At 62.7% G+C, this 22,991-nt stretch carries 19 protein-coding genes; 8 read left to right on the top strand and 11 right to left on the bottom strand.

The window, feature by feature from the left end; translation table 11 throughout:
• Positions 1-2 precede the first annotated feature (2 nt).
• Positions 3-857, top strand: a complete 855-nt coding sequence (locus GXY01S_RS07730) for a hypothetical protein (RefSeq protein ID WP_061273776.1) — start codon at positions 3-5, stop codon at positions 855-857.
• Positions 854-1,873, top strand: a complete 1,020-nt coding sequence (holA, locus tag GXY01S_RS07735) for a DNA polymerase III subunit delta (protein WP_061273778.1) — start codon at positions 854-856, stop codon at positions 1,871-1,873. Before GXY01S_RS07730 ends, holA begins: the two co-directional genes overlap by 4 nt.
• A 1,065-nt stretch (positions 1,874-2,938) precedes the next feature.
• On the opposite strand, the gene GXY01S_RS18545 is transcribed toward holA, so the two are convergent.
• Positions 2,939-3,163, bottom strand: coding sequence for a hypothetical protein (locus GXY01S_RS18545; protein ID WP_082770778.1), 225 nt, complete (start codon positions 3,161-3,163; stop codon positions 2,939-2,941).
• A gap of 329 nt (positions 3,164-3,492) precedes the next feature.
• Here GXY01S_RS18545 and GXY01S_RS07740 point away from each other — a divergent pair, with 329 nt between their 5' ends.
• Together GXY01S_RS07740 and GXY01S_RS07745 are read left to right on the top strand one after the other, a co-directional pair.
• The gene (locus GXY01S_RS07740; RefSeq protein ID WP_082770779.1) at positions 3,493-4,728 is read left to right on the top strand and encodes an NAD(P)-binding domain-containing protein; all 1,236 of its coding nucleotides are present in this window, start codon (positions 3,493-3,495) and stop codon (positions 4,726-4,728) included.
• Positions 4,729-4,781: 53 nt separating this feature from the next.
• The gene (locus GXY01S_RS07745; RefSeq protein WP_061273780.1) at positions 4,782-6,110 is read left to right on the top strand and encodes an ATP-grasp domain-containing protein; all 1,329 of its coding nucleotides are present in this window, start codon (positions 4,782-4,784) and stop codon (positions 6,108-6,110) included.
• A 411-nt stretch (positions 6,111-6,521) separates the two neighbouring features.
• On the opposite strand, the gene GXY01S_RS07750 is transcribed toward GXY01S_RS07745, so the two are convergent.
• The 4 genes from GXY01S_RS07750 to GXY01S_RS07765 form a co-directional block, all read right to left on the bottom strand.
• Complete coding sequence (locus tag GXY01S_RS07750; RefSeq protein WP_370664430.1) at positions 6,522-8,240, bottom strand: OprO/OprP family phosphate-selective porin; 1,719 nt, start codon at positions 8,238-8,240, stop codon at positions 6,522-6,524.
• Positions 8,241-8,394: 154 nt separating this feature from the next.
• Positions 8,395-9,387 (bottom strand): phosphate ABC transporter substrate-binding protein PstS, encoded by a 993-nt coding sequence (gene pstS / locus GXY01S_RS07755; RefSeq protein ID WP_061273784.1) that lies wholly within the window; start codon positions 9,385-9,387, stop codon positions 8,395-8,397.
• A 173-nt stretch (positions 9,388-9,560) separates the two neighbouring features.
• Entirely contained in the window at positions 9,561-11,003 is a 1,443-nt protein-coding gene (locus GXY01S_RS07760) for a mannose-1-phosphate guanylyltransferase/mannose-6-phosphate isomerase (protein ID WP_061273786.1), read from the bottom strand.
• Between the two features lie 164 nt (positions 11,004-11,167).
• Positions 11,168-11,821, bottom strand: coding sequence for a hypothetical protein (locus GXY01S_RS07765; protein WP_242501219.1), 654 nt, complete (start codon positions 11,819-11,821; stop codon positions 11,168-11,170).
• Between the two features lie 386 nt (positions 11,822-12,207).
• Between GXY01S_RS07765 and GXY01S_RS07770 the strand changes: the two genes are divergently transcribed.
• Genes GXY01S_RS07770 through GXY01S_RS07780 form a run of 3 tightly spaced genes read left to right on the top strand, consistent with a single transcriptional unit; the run spans position 12,208 to position 15,563 of the window.
• The gene (locus tag GXY01S_RS07770; RefSeq protein ID WP_061273790.1) at positions 12,208-13,776 is read left to right on the top strand and encodes a CgeB family protein; all 1,569 of its coding nucleotides are present in this window, start codon (positions 12,208-12,210) and stop codon (positions 13,774-13,776) included.
• Complete coding sequence (locus GXY01S_RS07775; RefSeq protein WP_061273792.1) at positions 13,773-14,576, top strand: glycosyltransferase family 2 protein; 804 nt, start codon at positions 13,773-13,775, stop codon at positions 14,574-14,576. The genes GXY01S_RS07770 and GXY01S_RS07775 overlap by 4 nt, the downstream gene beginning before the upstream one ends.
• A gap of 48 nt (positions 14,577-14,624) precedes the next feature.
• Positions 14,625-15,563: a glycosyltransferase family protein gene (locus tag GXY01S_RS07780; RefSeq protein WP_061273794.1), complete on the top strand. Its 939-nt coding sequence runs from the start codon at positions 14,625-14,627 to the stop codon at positions 15,561-15,563.
• A gap of 140 nt (positions 15,564-15,703) precedes the next feature.
• Here GXY01S_RS07780 and GXY01S_RS07785 read toward each other — a convergent pair whose 3' ends face one another.
• From GXY01S_RS07785 to GXY01S_RS07790, 3 genes are read right to left on the bottom strand one after another with little or no spacing between them, the layout of a single operon-like run.
• Positions 15,704-15,967 (bottom strand): hypothetical protein, encoded by a 264-nt coding sequence (locus GXY01S_RS07785; protein WP_110570356.1) that lies wholly within the window; start codon positions 15,965-15,967, stop codon positions 15,704-15,706.
• Positions 15,968-15,994: 27 nt separating this feature from the next.
• The gene (locus GXY01S_RS18550; protein WP_165165677.1) at positions 15,995-16,147 is read right to left on the bottom strand and encodes a hypothetical protein; all 153 of its coding nucleotides are present in this window, start codon (positions 16,145-16,147) and stop codon (positions 15,995-15,997) included.
• A gap of 21 nt (positions 16,148-16,168) precedes the next feature.
• Positions 16,169-16,453 carry a hypothetical protein gene (locus GXY01S_RS07790; protein WP_061273798.1) on the bottom strand — a complete coding sequence of 95 codons (285 nt, stop codon included), beginning with the start codon at positions 16,451-16,453 and terminating at the stop codon, positions 16,169-16,171.
• 133 nt (positions 16,454-16,586) lie between these two features.
• On the opposite strand from GXY01S_RS07790, the gene arfB reads away from it, so the two are divergent.
• Complete coding sequence (arfB, locus tag GXY01S_RS07795) at positions 16,587-16,994, top strand: alternative ribosome rescue aminoacyl-tRNA hydrolase ArfB (RefSeq protein WP_061273799.1); 408 nt, start codon at positions 16,587-16,589, stop codon at positions 16,992-16,994.
• Positions 16,995-17,089: 95 nt separating this feature from the next.
• Here the strand turns inward: arfB and GXY01S_RS07800 are convergent, their stop codons facing one another.
• The 3 genes from GXY01S_RS07800 to GXY01S_RS07810 are packed head-to-tail and all read right to left on the bottom strand — an operon-like array spanning position 17,090 to position 22,865.
• Positions 17,090-18,586, bottom strand: coding sequence for an efflux transporter outer membrane subunit (locus GXY01S_RS07800; RefSeq protein ID WP_061273801.1), 1,497 nt, complete (start codon positions 18,584-18,586; stop codon positions 17,090-17,092).
• Positions 18,587-18,590: 4 nt separating this feature from the next.
• Complete coding sequence (locus GXY01S_RS07805) at positions 18,591-21,716, bottom strand: efflux RND transporter permease subunit (protein ID WP_061273803.1); 3,126 nt, start codon at positions 21,714-21,716, stop codon at positions 18,591-18,593.
• 6 nt (positions 21,717-21,722) lie between these two features.
• On the bottom strand, positions 21,723-22,865 hold the full coding sequence (locus GXY01S_RS07810; RefSeq protein WP_061273805.1) for an efflux RND transporter periplasmic adaptor subunit: 1,143 nt from the start codon (positions 22,863-22,865) through the stop codon (positions 21,723-21,725).
• Positions 22,866-22,991 lie beyond the last annotated feature (126 nt).

Genomic DNA, 22,991 nt, shown 5'->3' on the forward strand with positions numbered 1-22,991 from the left:
ACATGGCCATTCCCGTCCGTCGCACCGGCGTGCTGTGCGCCCTGCTCATGCTGGCAGGGTGCGGCTTTTCCCCGATGTACAAGACGACGGGAAGCCATATCGGCCCGGATGGCAGGCCCACTGCCGGCAATGTGCTGGCCGAACTCAAGCAGGTCTATGTCGCGCGCATCAACGAGCGTTATGGCCAGTTGCTGCGCCAGGCCCTGCAACAGGACATGGGCGGCGCCGGGCCGGAAAACCCGACCCGTTACGTGCTGCGCATCCGCACCTACCTGATGAACGAGGCCGTGGACATCCACGCCGACAACACATCGGGCCGCACCCGCACCACAGCCTTTGCCCACTGGACGCTGGAAACCATGGCCAACGACCCGGAGATGCTGGCCGGGGGCGATGCCTCGGTGGTGGATGGCGTGAACAACAATTACGAGCAGTATTTCGCCCAGACCCTGAACCTTGAAGGCGTGCGCGCCCGCGTGGCCAAGAACCTGGGCGAGCAGGTCACGCAGCAGGTGGCCGCGTGGTTCCGCACCCATGCCAAGCCCGCCATCAGCGGCTCGGTGCGGGGGCAGAACCAGCCGCGCTACACCGACCCCAACGGCATCATCAACCCCAATAACCAGATGCCTGCCCAGCAACCCGGCGCCGACGGCATGCCCACCATGGCCACCGGCCGCACCGATGCCCAGCTCAACGGGGAAAACAACGGTGACATGATGACCCCCGATGAAAACGGCCCCATGGACAATACGCCCGACACCACCACGCAGGCCCCTGCCAGCACCCGTCGGGGCACGTCCACGCTCGAGAACGATGACATGTCTGGCATCAGCATCGGGGGCAACGAGAACCGGTGAAGATCGACGCCCGCTCCGTCAACGCGACCCTGAACGCGCCCGGCGCGCTGCGGGCCATCGTGCTGCATGGAGATGACGCCGGGCTGATCCGCGAACGGGCCACGACAGCGGCACGGGCCATATGCCCCGACCTCAACGACCCGTTTCGCGTGGCCATCCTGGGCCGCGAGGATCATGACCGGCTGGAGGAGGAAAGCACCGCCCTGTCACTGACCGGCGGGCGGCGCGTGATCTGGCTGCGCGAGGTGGGTGACAGCGTGCTGGCCGCCATGCAGCACTGCCTGGCGCAGGAGTCGGACACGCTGGTCATCCTTGAGGCGCCTGGCCTGGCCTCACGCTCAAAACTGCGCGCCTTTGCCGAAAAGGACCGGCATTGTGGCGTCATCGGCTGCTACCCCGAGGAAGGCCGCGCGCTTGAAGGCGCGATCCGGCACATGCTGGCGGGGCATAAGGTAGACATTGACCCCGATGCGCTGGGCTGGATGGTTGAACGCGCAGGGCCGGATCGTGCCGCTACCCGTAGCGAGGTGGAAAAACTGGCCCTGTTTGCCGGTGCCGGTGGCAGGCTGGGGCTGGAGGATGTGCGCGCCTGCGTGGGTGATGCGGCTGGCGTGTCGCTGGAGGATGCGGCGTTTGCCGCCATGGCGGGCGAGCGCGAAACCGCCGATGCCGCCGCCGAGCGCGCGCTGGTGACCGATGGCAGCAGCCCGGTGGCGCTGGCACGCGTGCTGCTGGGCCATATTCACCGCCTGCGCCGGGTGCGGCTGGCCATGGATGGCGGGATGGGCCGGGCAGAGGCCATGCGGCAGTTACGCCCGCCGGTCTTTTTCAAGCGCACGGACAGTTTCGGGCAGGCACTCAATGCCTGGTCGGCTGCCGCCCTGCTGCAGGCGGCACAGGATACGCAGGCGCTGGAACTGGCCTGCAAGCAGACCGGCAGCCCCGATATCGTGCTGGGGCTGCGGCATGTGGCCCGCCTGTGCGGCCTGGCGCAGAAGGCACGCAGGCGGCGCTAGCGGGAAAATTGCCCTTGCCCACGCGCATGGGCTCGGTTAGAAAGCTGGCAGTATGTCCGCGTAGCTCAGCCGGATAGAGCACAGGATTCCTGGTTTTCAAATTGGGCGCCATGACGGGAAACCCCATGGCGGATCTGCTCAAATTCGGGGAACGCTCTGGCGAAAGCCGTGCCAATCCCGAGCCAAGGCCGGTGTAACCGGCAAGGTGTAGAGACTGGATGGGCAGCACCTGTAGACCGCATGCGGTCCATGGTGAAGGGACAGTCCAGACCACGAACGCCATGCTCATGGCGGCGGTGAAAGCCGAAGTGGTATGAATCCTGGGGCCGTGGGTTCGAATCCCGCCGCGGACATACCCTTTTTTTCAGGCATGACCTGAATGAACAGGGAAAGACTTTTTCAGGTTCCTTTCCCACAACAGCCTTTTTCGCAAAAGCTGACCCCGGCATTGCCGCCCTTTCAAACAATGGGCCGCGACAGCGTCGGGGTGGCCAGCCCGGCGGCACAGGCCCGGATGATATTATCCGCCTGATGTACTGCCTGCATCGGGACACTGATCGATAACGCTCTGGAAAATCGATGCGGGCATATGCCCCGTGACCTCGCCATGATAGCCAACAATCTTGAAATCGAACCCCATTTTGGCGACCTAGTAGAATTCATCCTTTGACAGTTTGATGGCGCCGCGTTCCTCGATCAGGCAGCCGTCCGCGCCCATACAGGCATGAGCATCCGATCCCAGGTCGTTATAGGTGTATTGATGCCCGTCGCTCCACACGGTTACAGGCGACAGGCGACAGGCGACAGGCGACAGGCGACAGGCGACAGGCGACAGGCGACAGGCGACAGGCGACAGGCAGCTTATATGAGTTATATTCAATTCCCACCGCGTAGCCCTTGCCCTGCACATATGTGGCGATGGTATTCAATGTCTGGAGCAGTCCGGAATGATCCGTATGCTTGCCCGAAACACAGGCCGTGGCGCCAGTGTATTTGTCATGTACTATCTGCGGGTGGCTCGGACATCCGCCAAGAGCCAGCATGACAGCACCAGACCCTGAAACACTACTTGAAAACAACCCATTGATAAAAAATGATAAAAATTTTTGGGTGCCGCCTTTTTTCAAAAAGTCGGCGTTCTTCAAAGCTTTTTGAAAAAAGCTTCACCCAAAACTTTCTTCTGTTTTTGCCGCCACCTTCACGGGCAACAGGTTGGTGACTGTGCCTTTTGGCCGCATACCTCTTTCCTTTAGATTCCTGACGCGTGTGCGCGAAGTATGGGAACAGCATAAAAGTTCCCTTCACACTATTTTATTTATTCACAACCATAACGTGCAAACTGCAAACCGTACAGTTTACGGTTAGTAACTGTGTTATTTTTGCCAGATCACGTATCTATTACATATATTTATCTTTTTACGATTGTTGTCATTCATGGGGTAAATGTATGGTTAACGTATGGCCAGATCATGATCCGGCCCGCGCTCTGACACACTACCTCTTGTTTACCGTGCAAAGAGCACATCGGCATTTGTCATGAATGCCCAATACAGATTCACGTCTCCACACTTTTACTGATCATTGTTCGCACTCCGAACCTACAGGCTGGTGGATTACTGATGAATACCGACATCGCCATTATAGGGGCTGGTCCCTATGGTCTTTCCCTTGCGGCGCATCTGCGCGAGAGGGGGGTGAATTTCCGTATTTTCGGGCGGCCCATGGCGTTCTGGCGCGACCATGTGCCCGCTGCCCTGCGGCTCAAGGCGGAAGGCTTCGCGCTTGACCTGTTTGATCCCGCGCGGCAGTTCACGCTGGCGCAGTTCTGTCGTGCGCGGGGCTATCCCTACGCGCCAACGGGCGTGCCCATTCCCGCCGAAGTCTTTCGGGAATATGGCGAAACGTTCCAGAAAACCCACGTGCCCCAGCTCCGGCCCTTTCTGGTCACGCACCTTGCGCGCGCGGGCGAAGGCTTCACGCTACGCCTGGAAAATGGCGAGAGCGTCACGGCGCGCAACGTGGTGCTGGCGATAGGCATCGAGCATTTCGCCTACCTGCCTCCCGCCGTGCGCGACCTGCCGCGCACGCGGATCAGCCATACGTTTGACGAGACGGAGTTCGCCCGCTTTGCTGGCAAGCGCGTGGCGGTGATCGGGGCCGGGTCATCGGCGGTGGATACGGCGTGCTTTTTGCATGATGCGGGGGCAGAAACCTTCATCTGCACCCGGCGGCCCAAGATATGGATCAATAACCCGCCACAAAAACTCAGCCCGCTCAGGCGGCTGGTCACGCGCATCAGGAAACCCCTCTCCGGCCTTGGCACGGGCTGGCGCTCGCGCATGGCGTGTGACCTGCCCGATGTGTTTCACATGCTGCCCGCGCGCCTGCGGCTGCGCATTACGCGCGGGCATCTGGGGCCTGCCGCAGGCTGGGTGACCGGACAGGTCGTGCGCGAGAAGGTGCCGATCTGGCTCAACGTGGAACTCACCACCGCCACCATGCACGAGGGCGCCATTCACCTGACCTTGCGCGACAAACAGACCGGCCTGACCCGCACGGTGGATGTGGACCACGTCTTTCTGGGCACCGGCGTGCAGGTTGCCGTTGACAGGCTGCCTTTTATTGATCCGGCACTGGCGCGCGCCGTGCGCACGGAAGACAGCATGCCCGCGCTGTCCCGCCACTTCGAATCCAGCGTGCCGGGGCTGTATTTCATCGGCCCGATGGCGGCTGGCAGTTTTGGCCCGCTGCTGCGCTTTGCGTGGGGCGCGCGCTTTACCGCCCGCAGGCTGACGGCGCGGTTCAGGCGGCAACGCGCCTTTGCCCCCATCGCGCAGCCGGCTTTCGCGCCGTAATGCTTCCCCTGCCGGTCATGGCCGCCATGACCTGAACTGGAAAGTCCCGACCCATGAAAAACGATTTTACAGTTCTGATCGTCTCCTCCGTCTGGTGGTCCGCCATTACGCGGGCAGCGCTGGAATTCATCGAAAGCGGGGTGAGCGTGCATGCCATCTGCCCGCAGGGGCATTCGCTGCATTGCCTCGATGGCATCGAAAGTTTCAGCCGCTACCCCTATTTTGCCGCCCCCGGCGTTCTGGCCGAGGCCGTGGCCCGCATCAGGCCCGACCTGATCGTGCCTGCGGATGACCGGGTGGTGCTGGCCCTGCACCAGGCTTATGTCGAAGCCGATCCCGCTACCGAGGCAGGCCGCCTGTGCCGTGAAACCATTGTGCGTTCACTCGGGCAGCCTGAATTCTTCAGCTATGCCGAAACCCGGCTCAAGCTGATCGAGGCATTCCGGGCCAGGGGCGTGCCCACCCCTGCCGCGGCCGCCCTCGACACGGCGCAGGACCTGCGGGCATGGTGCGCGCGCACGCCCGGCCCGTGGGTGCTCAAGCGCGACCGGAGCTGGGGCGGGTCGGGCGTGGTCATTGCCGATACCCCGGCCGAGGCGATGACCGCCTTCCGCCGCCTGTCGCAGCCCGCGCGCATGGCCTGCGCGCTGCGCGTGCTGCTGGCCGATCGCGACATCTATTCCTTCATGGAGGCTTCAAGCCGCCGCCCCATGCCGGTCATGGCGCAGGCGCATGTGACCGGCATGCCTGCCAATATCATGGTGGCGTGCTGGCGCGGCGAGGTGATTGCCACGCTGGGGGCCAACGTGGTGGCCTATCAGGGGCGCACGGGGGCGGCCACGGTCATCGAGATCACCGATTCGGCGGATATGGCGCACGCGGCACGGGTGGCATGCGGCAGCCTGCAGCTATCGGGTTTTTTTGGGCTGGATTTTGTGCGTTGCGCCAGAACCGGCACCTATCACTTCATAGAAATGAACCCGCGCCTGACCCAGATCGGCCATCTGTGCCATAATGGCACAACACTGATCCGCAGCCTGCTGCGCCATGTGCGCGGCACACAGGTTGCCGTGACCTCACCCGACATGCTCGAGCTTGGCACACGCGCGCTCGTGGCGCTGTTCCCGCAGGTATTGCGGGCGGAAGCCGACAGCGTGCGCAATGCCTCCGCGTGGATCGATATTCCGTGGCGGCACCCGGCTTTGGTGGAGGAACTGCTGCGCCGCCCCTGGCCGCGCCGTGGCTCGGTGGCCCGGCTGGAGGAGCGCCTGCGACCCAACATGCCCTACGGCAAATCGGTGGACCGCAGCGAGGCCATGGGCAAACTCTCCACCCTGCTGCAGGCGGGCATGATTACCGACATGCCGCTGGCACTTTCGTAAACCCCATGCCCCGTTAAGACATTGCTTGAAAACAACTCATTGATAAAAGTTTTGAGGTGCCACCTTTTTTCAGAAAGGCGGTGCTCCTCGAAGCTTTTTGCAAAAAGCTTAACCAAAAAACGTCCTTATGATTTCTGGATGTTTTCCGGGCTGACTTTTCAGACAGTTTCTCATGTCTGAACGCAGACCACATGAATGCAAACGGGCCGCATGGCATCACCATGCGGCCCGTTGCGTAATCATAAGGGCGTAATGCCCCCTTCAATGCGGCTTGCCGTGGTCACCTGAAGACGGCGTAAAAACACCCACCCACAGAACAGTCTGAAAATTACGAACGCATCTGTTTTAAAGCTGTTTTCAAAACTTCAGGAAACGCCGCCCCCATGAAGCAGGGCGGCGCCCCGAAGGCTGTTAGAAAGCGGCCTGGATACGACCGGCCACGGAATTGCCATCACGGCCATACAGGTCATACAGCGCGCTGTTGCGGCTGACGATGATGTGGTTGAAGTCAAGCATGAAGCGGAAATGCCGGTTGGGATACCAGTTCACCCCTGCCGACCAGACCGTCTGCTGTCCGCCACGGATACCACCGGGAGTGCCCAGTGCGCTATCCAGATCCGCTACGCTGTAACGGGCAGACAGTTCCAGCGCGCCCCAGTAACCGTGGGCGGGGTCAAAGGCATGGTCAACACCCGGAGCGGCGAATGCACCTTCCTTGATGTTGTAGCTACGGGCCTTGCCAAACAGGGTGTAGTTGGCCGCGCCATAGTAACCCTGGAAATTGACGGAGCCACGGTTGGCGGCACTTGCACCGTAGTTATCACCACGGGTCACGCCGATGTGGTAGTATTCACCCTTCAGCACCAGGCGCTTCCAGCGGAAGCCAAGTTCGGGACCAGCCGACCAGATGCTGCCCACATTGCCCACCGTCGTGCTGAGGAACTTGGTGGTGGTCAGGTTGACTTCAGGCCCTTCGGAGAAGGTGTAGCTGCGCGAACCGCCATTCTCCGCAACCTTGAATGCGGTAATGCCAGACAGGCCAACATGCACGTCGATATCCTTCGACATGTAGGGACGGCCCGCCACGCGGAAGGTCGCACCGCTCTGGCTGTCGGCAATGCCGGTATAGCTGTTGACGCCGGTTACCTTTTCAGGCGAGCCGCCACGGCTGCCATAGCTCTGGCCGGTCACGTAACCCGCAATCCACCAGCGCTTGGCATAATGCAGTGCGCCGAGGCTCATGCGCGCATCGCCTGCGGCGATGTTACGCACGATATCGGTAATGGCGGGGCGTTCCATCATCTCGAATTCGTTCGAGCTTTCGGAGTCTTCTTCCGTCACGCGCGGCTGGAAGTAACCGGCGGTGATGACGGTGTTATGGAAGCCGGCATAGTTCAGGTTGGCTTCATACAACGTCGAGGCGCCATCGCCCGTGCCGTTACCGAAGTCAGGCGTGATGTTGGCAATCCAGTTCTTGTAACGGAACGAGATGGGAATACGCAGGCGGCGGGCGTTTTCGGCCAGGCTGGAGAAATCGCCACGCGCCTCGCCCCGGCGCGGGGACATGCCCATGAAGCCACCGATATCTTCATGGAAAGCAAGGCCGATGGACATGGCATACATGCCATCATCAGATGAAATGGTCGGGCGACCACCGGGGAAGCCCACCATCATGCCACCAAGGTGCAGCGCCTCTTCCTTTTCCGTCGCGGCGCGGAAGGAGGCCCAGGAGGAAGACACGCCACGGTCGGACGGCGGCGTGCCGAGATCGGCCTTCTGCATCACGCTGCCAAAATTGCTACCCGTGCCGGTGTCGCCACCGATATGGATGTCACGCGCATAGCTTTCGGGCAGGGGCTGGCCATTGGCGGCGGCAACCCGGCGGGCCTGAGCCGCGTTGGCGGCGGTGGTGTTGGGGGCGTGCACTTCAGCACGGGCAAGGCGCTGGCGCAGGACATTGATCTGGCCTGACATTTCACGCCGCATTTCCAGCATCTCGCGCTGCAGGGCCTGAATCTGGGCCGCATCGGAGGCGGATGCCGCGTGAGCCGACTGCAGGGAGCACGCCCCCCACAGGGCAGAGGAACCAAGCAACAGTGAAGCAGCTGAGCGGCGAATCATATTAACCATTCCGTAATGAAGAATGGGTTCATTTAAGGGCGCGACACAGTTTTGTGTGTTATGTTTCCGATACAGTTTCATGAAGGTTTTATGACAATCCTCCATACAGAAAAACCGCCCGGAAACCGGGCGGTCCTGTTACATCATTACTTGATGGGAGGTCTTATTTAGCGCTGTCCCACTGGCGCAGGATCTCGGTCCTGACCGTGGCGGGAACCGTGACGTAGTCAAGCTTGTAGGCCGCGGCATCGCCGCTCTTGAGCGCGTAGCCAAAGAACTTGCGCACCGCAGCGCCATGCTCGGCCTTGGCGGTGGGCACCGGCACGAGCACATAGGTGGGCGAGACAATCGGCCATGCACCCGCACCTGCCGTGTCGAGCAGGTCAACGGCGAAGTGGGAAGCGTCCTTCCAGTCCGCGGCCTCGGCAGCGCTCTTGAAGCTATCCATATCGGGGGCGACATAGGCGCCGCTATGGTTCTTCAGCTTCACGGTCACCATGTGCGCGTTGGCGGCGAAGGCATATTCGACATAACCGATCGCGCCCTCGGTGTTGCGCACGGAGGCGGCAACCCCATCATTGCCACGCGCGCCAATGCCACCGGGCCAGGCGATGGATGCGCCTGTGCCCTGCCCTTCGCGCCACTCGGGCGAGACACGGGCGAGATAGCCGGTAAACACCGCCGTCGTGCCCGAGCCATCGGCGCGGTGCACGGTGGCGACTGCCGTGTCAGGCAGTTTCACGCCAGGGTTGAGGGCGGCGATGCGCTTGTCGTTCCACTGCTCGATCTCGCCACGATAGATAGCGGCGAGCGTGGGGCCATCAAGCTGGATCTGGTTGGCGGCAATGCCCGGCAGGTTGATGACCGGCACGATGCCACCCATGACCGTGGGGAACTGGAACAGATGGGCGTTTTCCAGCTTCTGCGCGTCCATTGGCACGTCGGAAGCGCCAAAATCAACCGTGCCCGCCAGGATCTGGTTCTGCCCGGCAGAGGAGCCGACCGTCTGGTAATTCAGGTTGACGCCCGCAGCACTGCGCGCATCCGCCCCCCAGGCGCCATAGATGGGCGCGGCGAAGCTGGAACCGGCCCCTGTAATGTCAGCGGCATGGGCCATGACGGGCAGGGCGCTTGCCAGCAGGGCACAGGTAAGCATTCGAGCAGGAAAGGACATAATACTCATGTTCTCCGACATGAAGAATACAGACGCGTCTGGCCTTGCAGCCGACAGGCCGGAGAATAAAAAATTAACATCCGTAATGAAAATGATATGTCCATGACAGTTTTATGAAGGAAATATGAACCCCCAATACCTGCCACGGCCCCCCGTCAGGCGCGGCTGTACACATCCTCGAGCCGCACGATATCATCTTCGCCCAGATACGGGCCGGACTGCACCTCGATCAGCGTGAGCGGAATGCGGCCGGGATTTTTCAGCCGGTGCGTGGTTCCCAGCGGCAGGTAGACGCTCTCGTTCTCGCGCACCAGAATCTCCTCCTCATTGCGCGTGACCAGCGCCGTGCCTTCCACCACCACCCAGTGCTCGGCGCGGTGATAATGTTTCTGCAGCGACAGCATCTGCCCCGGCTCCACCACAATCCGCTTGACCTGGAAGCGGGTGCCCATGATCAGCGTTTCATAAAAGCCCCAGGGGCGGTAGCGGCGGCGATGGGCGGTGGCCTCGGGGCGGTTGGCCTTTTTAAGCCGGGCCACGATCGTTTTCACATCCTGCGCATGCTGGCGGTGGGTGACCAGCACCGCATCCTCATTGACCACCACAAGCAGGTCTTCCACCCCGCTCACCGCGGTCAGCACGCCATCGGTGCGCACGTAGCTGTTGGTGGTGTTATTGAGCACCACGTCGCCACTGACCACGTTGCCTGCGTCATCCTGCGGGCCGAGTTCCCACAGCGCATCCCAGCTACCCACGTCCGACCATCCGAAATCTCCGGGGATGACGGTCATGAGGTCCGTGCGCTCGGCCACGGCGTAATCGATCGAGATGTCGGGCGAGGCTGCGAAGGCGGTCGGGTCCAGCCGCTCAAAATCGATGTCGGAGCGCCGCTCGCGCACGGCCTCGCGCACGGCGGAGAGAACGGCGGGCTCGAATTTTTCCATCTCCTGCAACAGCGTCCGGGCGGTGAACACGAACATGCCCGAATTCCATAAAAAACGCCCCGAGCCGAACATGCGCCCGGCATTGGCCGCATCGGGCTTTTCAATAAACCGCTCGACCGCGAAGGCACCGTCATACCCCGCGAGCGGCGCCCCCTTTTCAATATAACCATAGCCGGTCTCGGCGCGCATGGGGGTCATGCCAAAGGTCACGATCCGCCCCGCGCGCGCCACCTGTGCCGCCAGCGCAAGTGCCGGGGTAACGTTCTGCGGCTTCTGCATCGCGGCATCGGCGGCCATGATCCACAGCACCGCATCGGGGTCGGTCTCGGCCGCGAGCACGGCGGCGGCGGCAATGGCGGGGGCGGAATTGCGCCCCACCGGCTCAAGCAGGATGCGCGGCGCGGTAATGCCCACCTCGCGCAACTGTTCGGCCATGATGAAGCGGTGCTCGTTGTTACACACCACGATGGGTGCGCTGAAACCCGGCCCGTGGCTGCGCAGCGCGGTTTCCTGCACCATGGTGCGCTGCGAGACCAGTGGCCAGAACTGCTTGGGGTAGGCACTGCGCGAGACAGGCCATAACCGGCTGCCACTCCCGCCTGACAGGATGACCGGAACCACGGACGAGGCAGGATGCGGGAGGGAAACGGTCATGGAAACTCCTGAAGCGAAACGGGATGCGGGATATTTACAAAGCGTTTAAAAATGAAGGAAGTTCTGGAATGCGCTTTTTTTCGGGAAGCGTCGAAGATCACGGCCTTTTTGCACGGAACCGCCCCCCGGGAATTCTGATCAGCGCCCTGTTTTAAAGCTGGCGCCTAGTGAATTTTCTGGGCATCGGCGCGCAGCACGTCAAGCGAGGTGCGCAACTGCATCTCCTTCTCGAAAGCGCTCATCTGCTCGCGCCGGTCGGCAAACAGGATGGCGTCGATGCGCAGGACCAGCTTGCGCAGCCGCCAGAACTGCTCGGCATCGACAATCAGCGTACGGGACATGTCTTCCAGCGCGCCGACCTGGATGTATTTGCTGTTGTGGAGCGGATCATCATGCAGTTCCTCCACGAAAATGGGCACGAAGCACAGCGCCACCGAACAGGGCGTGGGCGTGAAGGGGCGGGTTGCGTGGCCATCATACACCTTGGCGCGGGTGATATCGAACTTGGCATATTCCTTCAGCAGCCACGCCATCTGGGTGGGCGGGGCGATGCGGGCAAAGTCCGCGCGGGTGAAGTCAAGGAAGACCTTGCGGTCCCTGATGACGGTCTGGTCATCAAGGGCAAGCTGCTGGGCAAAGGCTGCTTCCTCCTGTGAATGCTTGATCAGGATATTATGCCGGGAAAAATTCGTTTCGCTGCGCGCGCTCCAGTTCAGGTAGAGCGCGAATGCCGCTCCCAGGCACAGCAGCACCGGCACGCTCATGCACGCCCACCAGTGCCGCCGCGCAAAGGCCCGCAGGCCCTTATCTTCATCCATCCGGGCCGGATACATGCACCCGATCTCCCTTATCTGCGCCCCAAGGTTGGACCCGCTTTTTCCGGGTCATGATAGCAGACGGACAACAAAGCTGTCATGTCGCGGGCATGCACAGAGCCGCCCCCTGCCCTTCCTGGCTGCCCGCCGCATCATATCCATCATGGTTGATAATACCAGAAAGATGCGGCCCGATTCCGATGCCGGGCCACGGCAGCACGACCCGCATGACCGGGCCTTTTATGACTGCACGGTACAGGATACGGCCTGCAACCCGCGCCCCAGCACCAGAAACCGCGCCTGCAATAATCAATTCTTAAGGGATGTGCCCTAGCAGGAAGGATGTGCCCCGGCACGCCCCATGATGCCCCCAGCCAAGGTAAGAGCCATTGTCCGCGGACCTGCTCCTGACACTGACACCGACGGAACAACAGGACCTCCAGCAGATCAGGGAGTCCGGCCAGTTCGACGCCGCTTTCTATCTCGCCACCTATACGGATGTGGCCGGATCGGAACTCGATCCCCTGCTGCATTACGTCAAATACGGCTACCGTGAAGGGCGGCAGCCCAACCGCAACTTCCGGCCCGATGCCTATCTGAGCCAGCACCCCGATGCCGGTGCCCGCAACCGCAATCCCTTCATCCACTTCCTGCACACGCATGCGGGCTGCCATGTGGCCCATCAGGGCCTGCTCACGCGCTTCCACCTCGAGGATCTGAGCATTGGCGTGCGCACGCTGGAGCAACTGCCGTTTTTTGAACCCGGCGCCTATCACGACAGCAACCGCGACCTCGACCGCGACATGACGGACATGGCCGAGCATGCCCTGCTGTATGGCGTGCCCGAAGGGCGGCGCATCTTCAGCCCGCTGCGCGTATCGGAAACGCTGGGCGCGCTGTGCGCGGCAAAGGGGCTGGATGATGCCGATTACCTCACCCCCGGCGGCCCGGTGCCCGAAAGCATCGGCGTCTATTCCAATTCAGCGGGGAATGTCTTCATCCACGAAATCGCGGCCGACCTGCATCGCAGCCTGAGCGAAGCCGGGCTGGACTGCCGCCTGCTTGATGAGACCGCCAGCATCGATGACCGGCCCGCGCTGTGCATTTTCGTCGCCCCGCATGAATTCTTTCACCTCGGGCGCGGGCGGGACTGGGCCACGGGCGCCATCATCCGCGATGCCATCATGTTCAATACCGAACAGCCCCAGACCCTGTGGTTCGAGCGTGGCCTGCCCTTCATGCTCATGGCCGCGGGCGTGATCGATATCTGCCACCAGATGGCCGAGAGCTTCCGGCAGGCCGGGCTGCCCGCCATCCATTTCACGCCCACGATCGGCACCGCGCGGGATTATCTGCAAAAAGACGACATGCAGCACCCCATGGCGCGCATCCTGCCGCCCGCATGCCGCAAGCGCCCCGACCCCAAGACCCCTTTTGCCGATCGCGGGCTGGATATCAGCTTTTTTGGCGGCCTCTCCGCCCACCGCGAGAAGTTCTTTGCCCGCAATGCCGGTTTTTTCGCGCAGTACCGCACCTATTTCTACTACCGCAAGTTCACGACACCCATCGATACCAGCCCGCGTGACCGGCCCCTCTCGCGCCTGGCCGCCCATGTGGCGGGGCATTCGCGCATTGCACTGAACATTCACCGCGATGATTACGGTTTTTTTGAATGGCACCGCATCGTCAAGGGCGCCATGGCCAATGGCGCGGTGGTGGTGTCCGAGCCGTGCCTGCCGCATCCGGTCTTCCGGGCGGGCGAACACTTCCTTGAGGAAACGGGCCGCCATATCCCCAACCTGATCGAGTGGCTGACCCACACGCCCCAGGGGCAGGCCAAAGCCGAAGCCATCCGCCAGAACGCCCTGAAACTGATTGGCACGCCATCGGGCAACCGGGCGTGCTGCACGCGCATCCGCGACTTTATCGCCCATGTATGGAGCACACCGGAAGAATGAGCATCGCTGCCCCCTGGATGGCGGCCGACCAGACCGCCTTCGCCTTCAGGCACCGCCGCAGGAAGCCTGCCGATCTGGTCAGCCTGTGCGTCACCAACTTCAATTATGGCTGCTACATCATTGAAGCCCTCGACTCCCTCGCGGCCCAGACCCACCCTGACCTTGAACTGGTGGTGGTGGATGACTGCTCGACCAGGGATGATTCGGTTGCGCTGATCACCGCATGGATGGAGGCAAACCACGCGCGTTTCTGGCGCTGCACGCTGGTGGTGCATACGCGCAACCTTGGCCCGTCAGCCGCGCGCAACACCGCGTTTCGCCATGCGGGCGGGGCGTTCGTGTTTGTCATGGATGCGGATAACATGATCTACCCCCGCGCCATTGCCCGCCTGCACGAGGCGGCGGTGGATGGCGGGTTTGACGCCACGTACTGCCAGCTCGAATATTTTGGCAAGGAACAGCGCATCGGCTCGGCTGACATATGGGACCCGGCCCAGATCGTGCGTGAAAACTACGTGGACGTGATGGCCCTGCTGCGCCGCGAGGCGTGGGTGGCGGTGGATGGCTACAGCCATATTGACGAAGGCTGGGAAGACTACGATTTCTGGCTGAAATTCATCGACCGCGACTTCCAGGCCGCCTACGTGCCCGAGATCCTGTGCCGCTACCGCGTGCATGGCAATTCGCGCACCACCAACGAGGCCTGGGTCGCGCATGAAAGCCTGCGCGCCATCATGGCCTTTCGCCACCCCGGGCTGAGCGCGCGCTATCGCCCCGCGCCTGCCGTGACAAAACCCTGAGAGAAGCCGCGTATTCCCGCCCACGCCGTCCTGTGCCTATATGGGGCCATGACGCCGCCTGACCACCTGCAAACGCCTGCCGCCCGCCGGATTATCGTAACCGGGTGCGACCATGCCTATTTTGAACTGGTGGCCGAACTCATCGCCTCCATCCGCGACCATGCCGACACGGCCATCGCCGTGATCGACTGCGGCATGACGGCAGGGCAGCGCACGGCATTGCAGGCGCAGGGCGTGCGACTGCTGGCACCCCATATTCCCGATTACGCGCCACGCCGCGCGCTGGCAAAGCGGCCTAGCCTTGCCATCAACATCAGCAAGCTGTGGCTTGACCAGATGCTACCTGATTTTGACCTGATCCTGTGGCTCGATGCCGATACATGGGTGCAGGACGGGCAGGCGCCTGAACGCATGTTTGCCGCGGCACAGAGCCAGACCCTCGCCATCGTGCCCGAAATCGGGGCCAAGCGGGCCGACCTGCTCGGCGTGCGCTGGATGTGCCCCGGCTGGATGCAGATCCGCTCGTTCCTGTATAAAAACGCCACCCGCGCCCGGTTGCCATTTGCCATCCGCAGGCGCATCGGGGCCAAGCCGCTGCTCAATGCGGGCGTGTTCTGCCTGCACCGCAATGCCCCCATCTGGCCCGTGCTGCGGCGGTGGCAGGCGCTGATCCTGCCCCGCCGCCACATGGCCTTTACGCAGGACCAGCTCTGCATTGCACTCGCGGTGTATATCGACGGCCTGCCCGTGACCTTTCTTGATAACAGCCACAACTATATCGGCCCCTGGCTGCTTGATGAGACCACGGGCACGCTGGCCAACCTGTTCTTTCCGCACGCGCCGGTGGGCATCGTGCACATGGCCTCGCAAAAGGCCATGCGCAGCGGGCTGGAGAACACCCTCACCATCCCGACCGTGCAGGGCGGGCAGGCTGCGGTCAATTTGCGCTATGGCGGCATGCGGGCGCGCTCGGCCCACGCGGGCTGAGCGACTGCCTGAAAAGTTGGCCCGGAAAACATCCAGCACTCATAAGAACGTTTCTGGTGAAGCTTTTTTCAAAAAGCTTCGAAGAACGCAGCCTTTTTGCAAAAAGGCTGCGCCCAAAAACTTTTATCAATGCGTTGTTTTCAAACAGTCTCCGAGCCTTTGGCCTGCTTTTCGGCACGGGCGGTCTGACAGTGCTCGGCGGCCTTGCGCAACTGCTCGGCAAGGTTGAGGGCCAGTTCAGGCGGCAGCACGGTCACCACGCGCCTGTCACCCTTGGGCATGTGCTCGGGCGCTGTCGCCATGAACAGGTCCATCACCACGATGGAATCCTGCACGGCCTCCGCCCCGCAGCTTACGGTGAGGTAGACCACGGCCCGACCGGCGGCGTCGCGTTCCTCTTTCATGGCGGGTTCTCCCTCGGGCGGGCGCATTCAGCGCGTGGTGGGGCGTGACGCATCACGCCGCAGTTGCAGGTTCAGGCCCTGTATGGTCTTGCGGGCCTGTGCGAGTTCTTCACGCAGGCGGGTGAGTTCCGCCTTCAGCGCCACAATTTCTGCCCGCAGGGCAGGAGGATGATCGGCCATGTGCAACATCTTCCTTGCAAATCAGGTTTTGGGGGCGGGCGACGCAAAACGGGCGCGCACCTGCTCGAACAGGGCGCGCGCGGCCATGTCCTTCGTATCGGTATGCTCGATATGGTGGCGCATGCGGGCAGCGATTTCATCACCATGCAGCACCTTTGCCTCGACGAGCATCTGCATGAGGTCCATGACAACGATCTGCTGGGCCGCGATCATCTTGACCACGGGCATGACCTTGGCCTGCGCCGCATCGCCCGCCGCCTGGGCCAGCGCCTTGCGCAGATGGTCCGTTTCAGCCTGATCGTTCATGATTGTGCTCCTCCGCTCTTGTCATCACGCGGCAGGCATGGTGATAGCAAACAGCCCGTGCAGCAATGCCGCCCACGCAGGGCGGCCCATAGGCGGATGCCACACCTCCCGCCCTTCAGGACCGTAAACCGCCATGCCGCCCCCCACCATCCCCGATGATGAATTACATGTGACCTACATCCTGGCCTCGGGACCGGGCGGGCAGAACGTCAATAAGGTGGCAACGGCGGCGCAGTTGCGTTTCGATGCGCGCAATTCCCCTTCACTCTCCGCCCGCGTCAAGAGCAGGCTGGTTACGGTTGCGGGCAGCCGTATGACGGCGGATGGCGTGATCGTGCTGACCGCGCGGCGCTTTCGCAGCCAGATCCGCAACCGCGAGGATGCCGTGGCCCGCCTGCATGAGATGATTGCCGAGGCCAGCCATGTGCAGGCCTACCGCGTGCCCACCCGCCCCTCGCGCACGCAGCGCCGCAAGCAGGTGGACAACAAGAAGCACCGCAGCCGCATCAAGCAGGGCCGCAGCGGCAACCACATGGACTGAAGATAAAAAAGAAAAGTTTTTGGCGAAGCTTTTTTCAAAAAGCTTCAGAAGAACACCGCCTTTTCGAAAAAAGGCGGCGCCCGAAACTTCCTCCCTCACCCCTTCCCGGTCACCTTCTGCCCCTTGGGCGGCGCGGGCACGGGCGTATGTTCCGTCCAGCCGCCGCCAAGGGCGCGGTAGAGGGTGATGAGGTTCTGGTAACGCGACACCGCAATCCAGATCTGCCACTGCTGGGCCTGCAACAGCGTGCGCTGCGACACCAGCGAGGTGAGGTAGGAATCCGTCCCTGCCCTGTAGCGCATCATGGCCAGGCTGTACGCATCGGCCGAGGTCGAGACATACCGGTCCATCTGCCCCGTCTCGTCGCGATAGGTGTCACGCGCGGCCAGCGCATCCGCCACTTCACGGAAGGCGGACTGCACCGCCTTTTCATATGCCGCAGCCTTCGAGGCCCGCATGGCGCGCGAGGCCTTCAGGTTGCCGCTGTTCTGCCCCCAGTTGAGCAGGGGCACCTGCAACTGCGGCGACACGCCCCATGTGGTTGCAGCCGAGGTAAACAGCTTGTGCGGCTGAAGGCTGCTGATGCCATCGGATGCGGTGAGCGTGATACGCGGGTAGAACGCCGCCTTGGCCGCGCCAATATCGGCATTGGCGGCCAGCAGGTCATGCTCGGCGGCCATGATGTCGGGGCGGTGTTCAAGCACCTCGCCGGGCAGGCCCGGCGGCAGGTCCTGCATGATGGTCTGCTGCCCCAGCGGGCTGGCAGGCGGCAGGTTATCGGGGATGGGCTCGCCGATGAGCATGGTCAGCAGGTTCTCATCCTGCCGCACATGCCGGCGCGATTCATCGCGGAAGGCCCCGCTCTGCGCCACCTGTGTTTCCGTCTGGCGCAGGGTCATCTGGTCGGTCTCGCCATGGGCGAAGCGGGCCTTGACCATCTCCAGCGTGGCTTCCTGCGAGGTCATCGTCTCATCGGACAGGCGCAGCGAAGCCTGGTCGCCCAGCCACGAAACATAGGCCGTGGCCACCTGTGAGATGATGCTGATCAGCATGGCGCGCGCGTTTTCGCGCTGCATCAGCGCATGTTCCGCCGCCTCGCGCGACATGCTGCGGATGCGCCCGAACAGATCGATCTCATACGACGAGACGCCAATGCCCATCTGGTAATATTTGAACATGGGCGGGTTGCCGGTATCGAGGCCAGGCGCAAAGCTCAGGCCGGCGGCATCCGATGGCCCCTGGAACATCGCCTCGCCACCGCCACTGATGGCAGGGAACAGGCTGGCATGCTGGATGTCAAACTGCCCCTGCGCGCGGCGGATATCGGCTGCCGCCTCCCGCAGGTCGCGGTTTTGCCGGATGGCGATGGCAATCAGCACCCTGAGCCGGGGGTCGGTAAAGAATTCCGCCCAGCCCAGATTGGCCGCGAGCGGGTTCTCGGCCACCGCGTCGCCCGTGGTGGCGTAAGCGGGCCATGCCTTGGCCAGCGGCGGGGTGGGGCGCTTGTAATGCGGGATCATGGTGCAGCCCGCCAGCAGCATGGCCGCAAGCGTTGCGGCACCGGCCCGCCTGAGTGTGGGGAGAACGGTCATTGCATTACGCTCCCTTGGTCCGCTCGGACAGGCGCCTGACGCGGAACAGGCGCAGCACCACCACAAAGAACAGCGGCACGAAATACACCGCCAGCAGGGTGGCCGTGAGCATGCCGCCCACCACGGCCGTGCCGATGGCGACACGCGCCGCCGAACCGGCCCCCGAGGCAATGGCCAGCGGAAACACGCCCACCACGAAGGCGATGGACGTCATGAGAATGGGGCGCAGGCGCTCGCGGCCTGCTTCAAGCACCGATTCCTCAAGTGTTGCCCCGTTCTCGAAAAACGCCTTGGCGAATTCCACGATCAGGATGGCGTTCTTCACCGCCAGCCCCACCGTGGTCAGCAGCCCGACCTGGAAATACACGTCATTGGCCATGCCGCGCAGCAGGGTGGCCACGATCGCACCCAGCACGCCCAGCGGAATGACCAGCAGCACGGCAAACGGAATGGCCCAGCTTTCATACAACGCCGCCAGGCAGAACAGGATGACGATCACCGCCAGCGTGTAAAGCGGCCCGGTGGAAGAGCCCGAGGCCATCTGCTCGAACGAAAGCCCGGTCCACTCATACCCCACGCCGGTGGGCAGCTTGGCCAGGATTTCCTTCATGGCAGCGATCGAATCTCCCGAACTGTAACCCGCGGCGGGCTGGCCAAGGATTTCGAAGGCATTGAGGCCGTTATAGTCCTCGACCTTCTGCGGCCCCATGATCCACTGCCCGGACACGAAGGCGTTGAACGGCACCATGCTGCCGGTGGCGTTGCGGATATACCATTTGCTCAGGTCATCGGGGATCATGCGCGCATCGGGCTCGCCCTGAATGTAGACCTGCTTCACGCGGTCATCACGCAGGAACTGGTTGACATAGATCGACCCCAGCGCCCCCTCGATGGTGGTGTTGATGTCGGCAATGGTGATGCCCAGCGCATTGGCCTTCTCGCGGTCGATATCGAGCTGGAACTGCGGCGCGTCTTCCATGCCGTTGGGGCGCACGGCGGTCAGGCGGCGGTCTTTCGCCGCCATGCCCAGCACCATGTTGCGCGCCGCGAGCATTTTGGTGTGGCCAAGGTGGCCACGGTCTTCCAGTTCAAGGTCGAAGCCGGTGGCGTTGCCGAGTTCCAGCACGGCGGGCGGGTTGACGGCAAAGATCTGGGCGACCGGATCGGTCCAGAAATGCATCATGATGCGCATGGCAATCGCAGCCGAGGTCTGGCTGGCGGCGGGCCGCTCATCCCAGTCCTTGAGCCGGATGAAGAAGGCGCCCGCAGTCTGCCCCTGGCCTGCAAAGTTGAACCCGTTCGTGGAATAGACGGATTCGACATTGTTGCCCTCGGTCCTGAGCACGTAGTCGGCAATCTTGCGGTTGACGGCCGCCGTCTCCTCCAGCGTGGCCCCCGCGGGCATGGTGACCTGGCCAAAGATCAGGCCCTGGTCCTCATCAGGCAGGAAGCCTGAGGGCAGGCGCATGAACAGCCAGCCCACGCCCACCGTAATCAGCACGAACATCAGCATGGACAGGCCCGCATGCCCGAGCACGCGGCCCACCCCGTTCTGGTAGGCCGTGGTCATGCGCGCGAAATGGCGGTTGAACCAGCCTGCGGCCCCGGTGGTCTTTTCATGCGTGCCGGGCTTGAGCATGGTGGCGCACAGGGCCGGGGTCATGACCATGGCCACCACCACCGAAAGCCACATGGCCGCGACGATGGTGATGGAAAACTGCCGGTAGATCACGCCCGTCGAGCCGCCAAAGGCCGCCATGGGCAGGAACACCGCCGTGAGCACCAGCACGATGCCGACCAGCGCGCCCGAGATCTCGTCCATCGACTGCCGGGCCGCATCACGCGGGGAGAGCTTCTTCTCGGTCATGACGCGCTCGACATTTTCCACCACCACGATGGCGTCATCGACCAGAAGGCCCACGGCCAGCACCATGGCCAGCATGGTCAGCGTGTTGATGGAAAAGCCAAGGGCAGCCAGGATGCCGAACGTGCCCAGCAGCACCACCGGCACCGCGATGGTGGGGATCAGTGTGGCGCGGAAGTTCTGCAAGAACACCAGCATGACCAGGAACACCAGCGCGATCGCCTCGATCAGCGTAATGACCACTTCCTTGATCGACAGCACGATGAAGGGTTCGGTATCAAGCGGATAGACGGTTTTCAGCCCCGGCGGGAAGAACTGCTCGAGTTCCTTTATCTGCTCGCGCACCGCGTTCTCGGTCTGGAGCTGGTTGGCGCCGGGGGCGAGCTTGAGCGCCATGCCCGAGGCCGGCATGTTGTTGTAGTAGGAATGGGTGTTGTAGGTCTGCGGCCCCAGTTCGACGCGGGCCACGTCACGGATGCGCACCTGCGAGCCATCCTGCTGCACCTTGAGCAGGATCTTCTCGAACGCCTCGGCCGAGCGCAGGCGCGTCGGCCCGATGATGGTCGCATCCAGCCGCACGCCCTTTACCGCCGGCACGCCGCCAAGTTCACCCGATGAAACCTGGATGTTCTGCGTCTGGATCGCGGTCTGCACATCGCCCACTGTCAGGCCGTATTTGTACAGCTTCGACGGGTCGAGCCAGATGCGCATGGCGTATTCCGCGCCGAACAGCGTGTGATCGCCCACGCCGGTCACGCGGCTGAGCGGATCAGAGATGTTCGATGCCACGTAATCGGCGATGTCAGCGCCGGTCATGCTGTTATCGGTCGAGATGAAGCCGAGCACCATCATGAAGTTCTTGACGGCCTTGGTAATGCTCAGGCCCTGCGCGGTCACTTCCTGCGGCAGCTTGGGCTGGGCAAGCTGGAGCTTGTTCTGCACCTGCACCTGCGCAATGTCAGGGTTGGTGCCCTGCGCGAAGGTCAGGTCGATTTCCATCTGCCCCGAGGCATAGGACTGCGAGGAGATGTATTCGAGGTGATCGAGCCCGAACATCTGCTGCAGGATGGGGCGCACCACCGTATCGTTCACCGTATCGGCCGAAGCACCCGGATAGGTCACGGTAATGGCGATCTGCGGCGGCGCGATGGAGGGATACTGCGCGATGGGCAGGCGGAAGATCGACACCCCGCCCACGAGCATGATGATCAGCCCGATCACCCATGCGAAGATGGGCCGGTCAATGAAAAAGCGCGACAGAGACATGGGGGGTTATCCTGCCTTGGCCGGTTCGGCGGCGTCCTGCGGGGCGACGGTGTCGCCGGAGTGGATTTTCTGCACGCCCTCAAGCACCACGCGCTCGCCGCTTTTCAGCCCGTCGGTCACCAGCCAGTCCGTGCCGATGGCCTGCCCGACCATGATGGCGCGCAGGCTGACCTTGTTATCGGCATCGACCACCCATACCTGCGGGTCACCGTGGGAGTTGCGCTGCACGGCCTGCTGCGGCACCAGCAGGGCGGTGGGGTCAAGACCCTCCGCCAGTTGGGCATGCACGTACATGCCGGGCAGCAGCAGCCGCTCGGGGTTGGGCATGACCGCGCGGACCACGACGGTGGCGGTGGCTTCATCCACGTTCACTTCCGAGAACTGCATGCTGCCGGAATGCTCGTAGGTCGTGCCATCTTCCAGGGTCACGGTAATGGAGGCGGCATTGTCGCCCGCGCGCGTCAGCCGCCCCTGCGCCAGCTCGCGCTTGAAGCGCAGCAGTTCGGTCGCGGGCAGGTTCACATCCACATAGATCGGGTCAAGCCGGGTGACGATGGCGACGTTGTTGGTCTGGTTGGCGGTGACCAGCGCACCCACGGTCAGGATGGAGCGACCGATGCGGCCCGTGATCGGGGCATTCATGTGGGTGTAGCCCAGATCGACCGTGGCGCGCTCGAGCTGGCCCTTCGCACTCAGGATATCGCCCTGGGCCGCGCGTTCGGCGGCCAGCGCGTCATCATATTCCTGCTGGCTCACGGCATGGGCCTTGAGCAGCGGCCCGTAGCGGGTAAGCTTGGCGCGCGCCGTGACCTCGCTGCCCTGGGCATGCAATAGCTGGCCCTGGGCGCTGTCCACTGCCGCCTGATAGATGCTGGGATCGATCTGGTAGAGCTGCTGGCCCACCTGCACGTCCGTGCCTTCAACGAACAGGCGCTTCTGGATCACGCCGCTGACCTGCGGGCGCACCTGCGCGATCTCGAACGCTTCGGTGCGGCCGGGAAGCTGGGTGTGAATTTCCACCGGGGCGGCCTTGAGCGTCATGACCGTAACGGGCTGGGGCGGCATCTTGTGGGGGGCGGCATGCTTCTGGCACCCCGCCAGGGCGAGTATCAGAGCCGCCGGGGCTACGACACGGGAATATTGCATCATGGTCACCAACCGGCTTGAGGGCCGTAATCTAAAAATGTTTCTGAATCACGTCCGTGCTGTTTGCCGCACATGGCCGCCATAGGAAAGCCAAATAAGGAAACCATTTGGTTTTCAATGAATGGAAAA

It is taken from the genome of Komagataeibacter xylinus NBRC 15237, from assembly GCF_001571345.1.
In the GTDB taxonomy this organism is placed as follows: Bacteria; Pseudomonadota; Alphaproteobacteria; order Acetobacterales; family Acetobacteraceae; genus Komagataeibacter; species Komagataeibacter xylinus.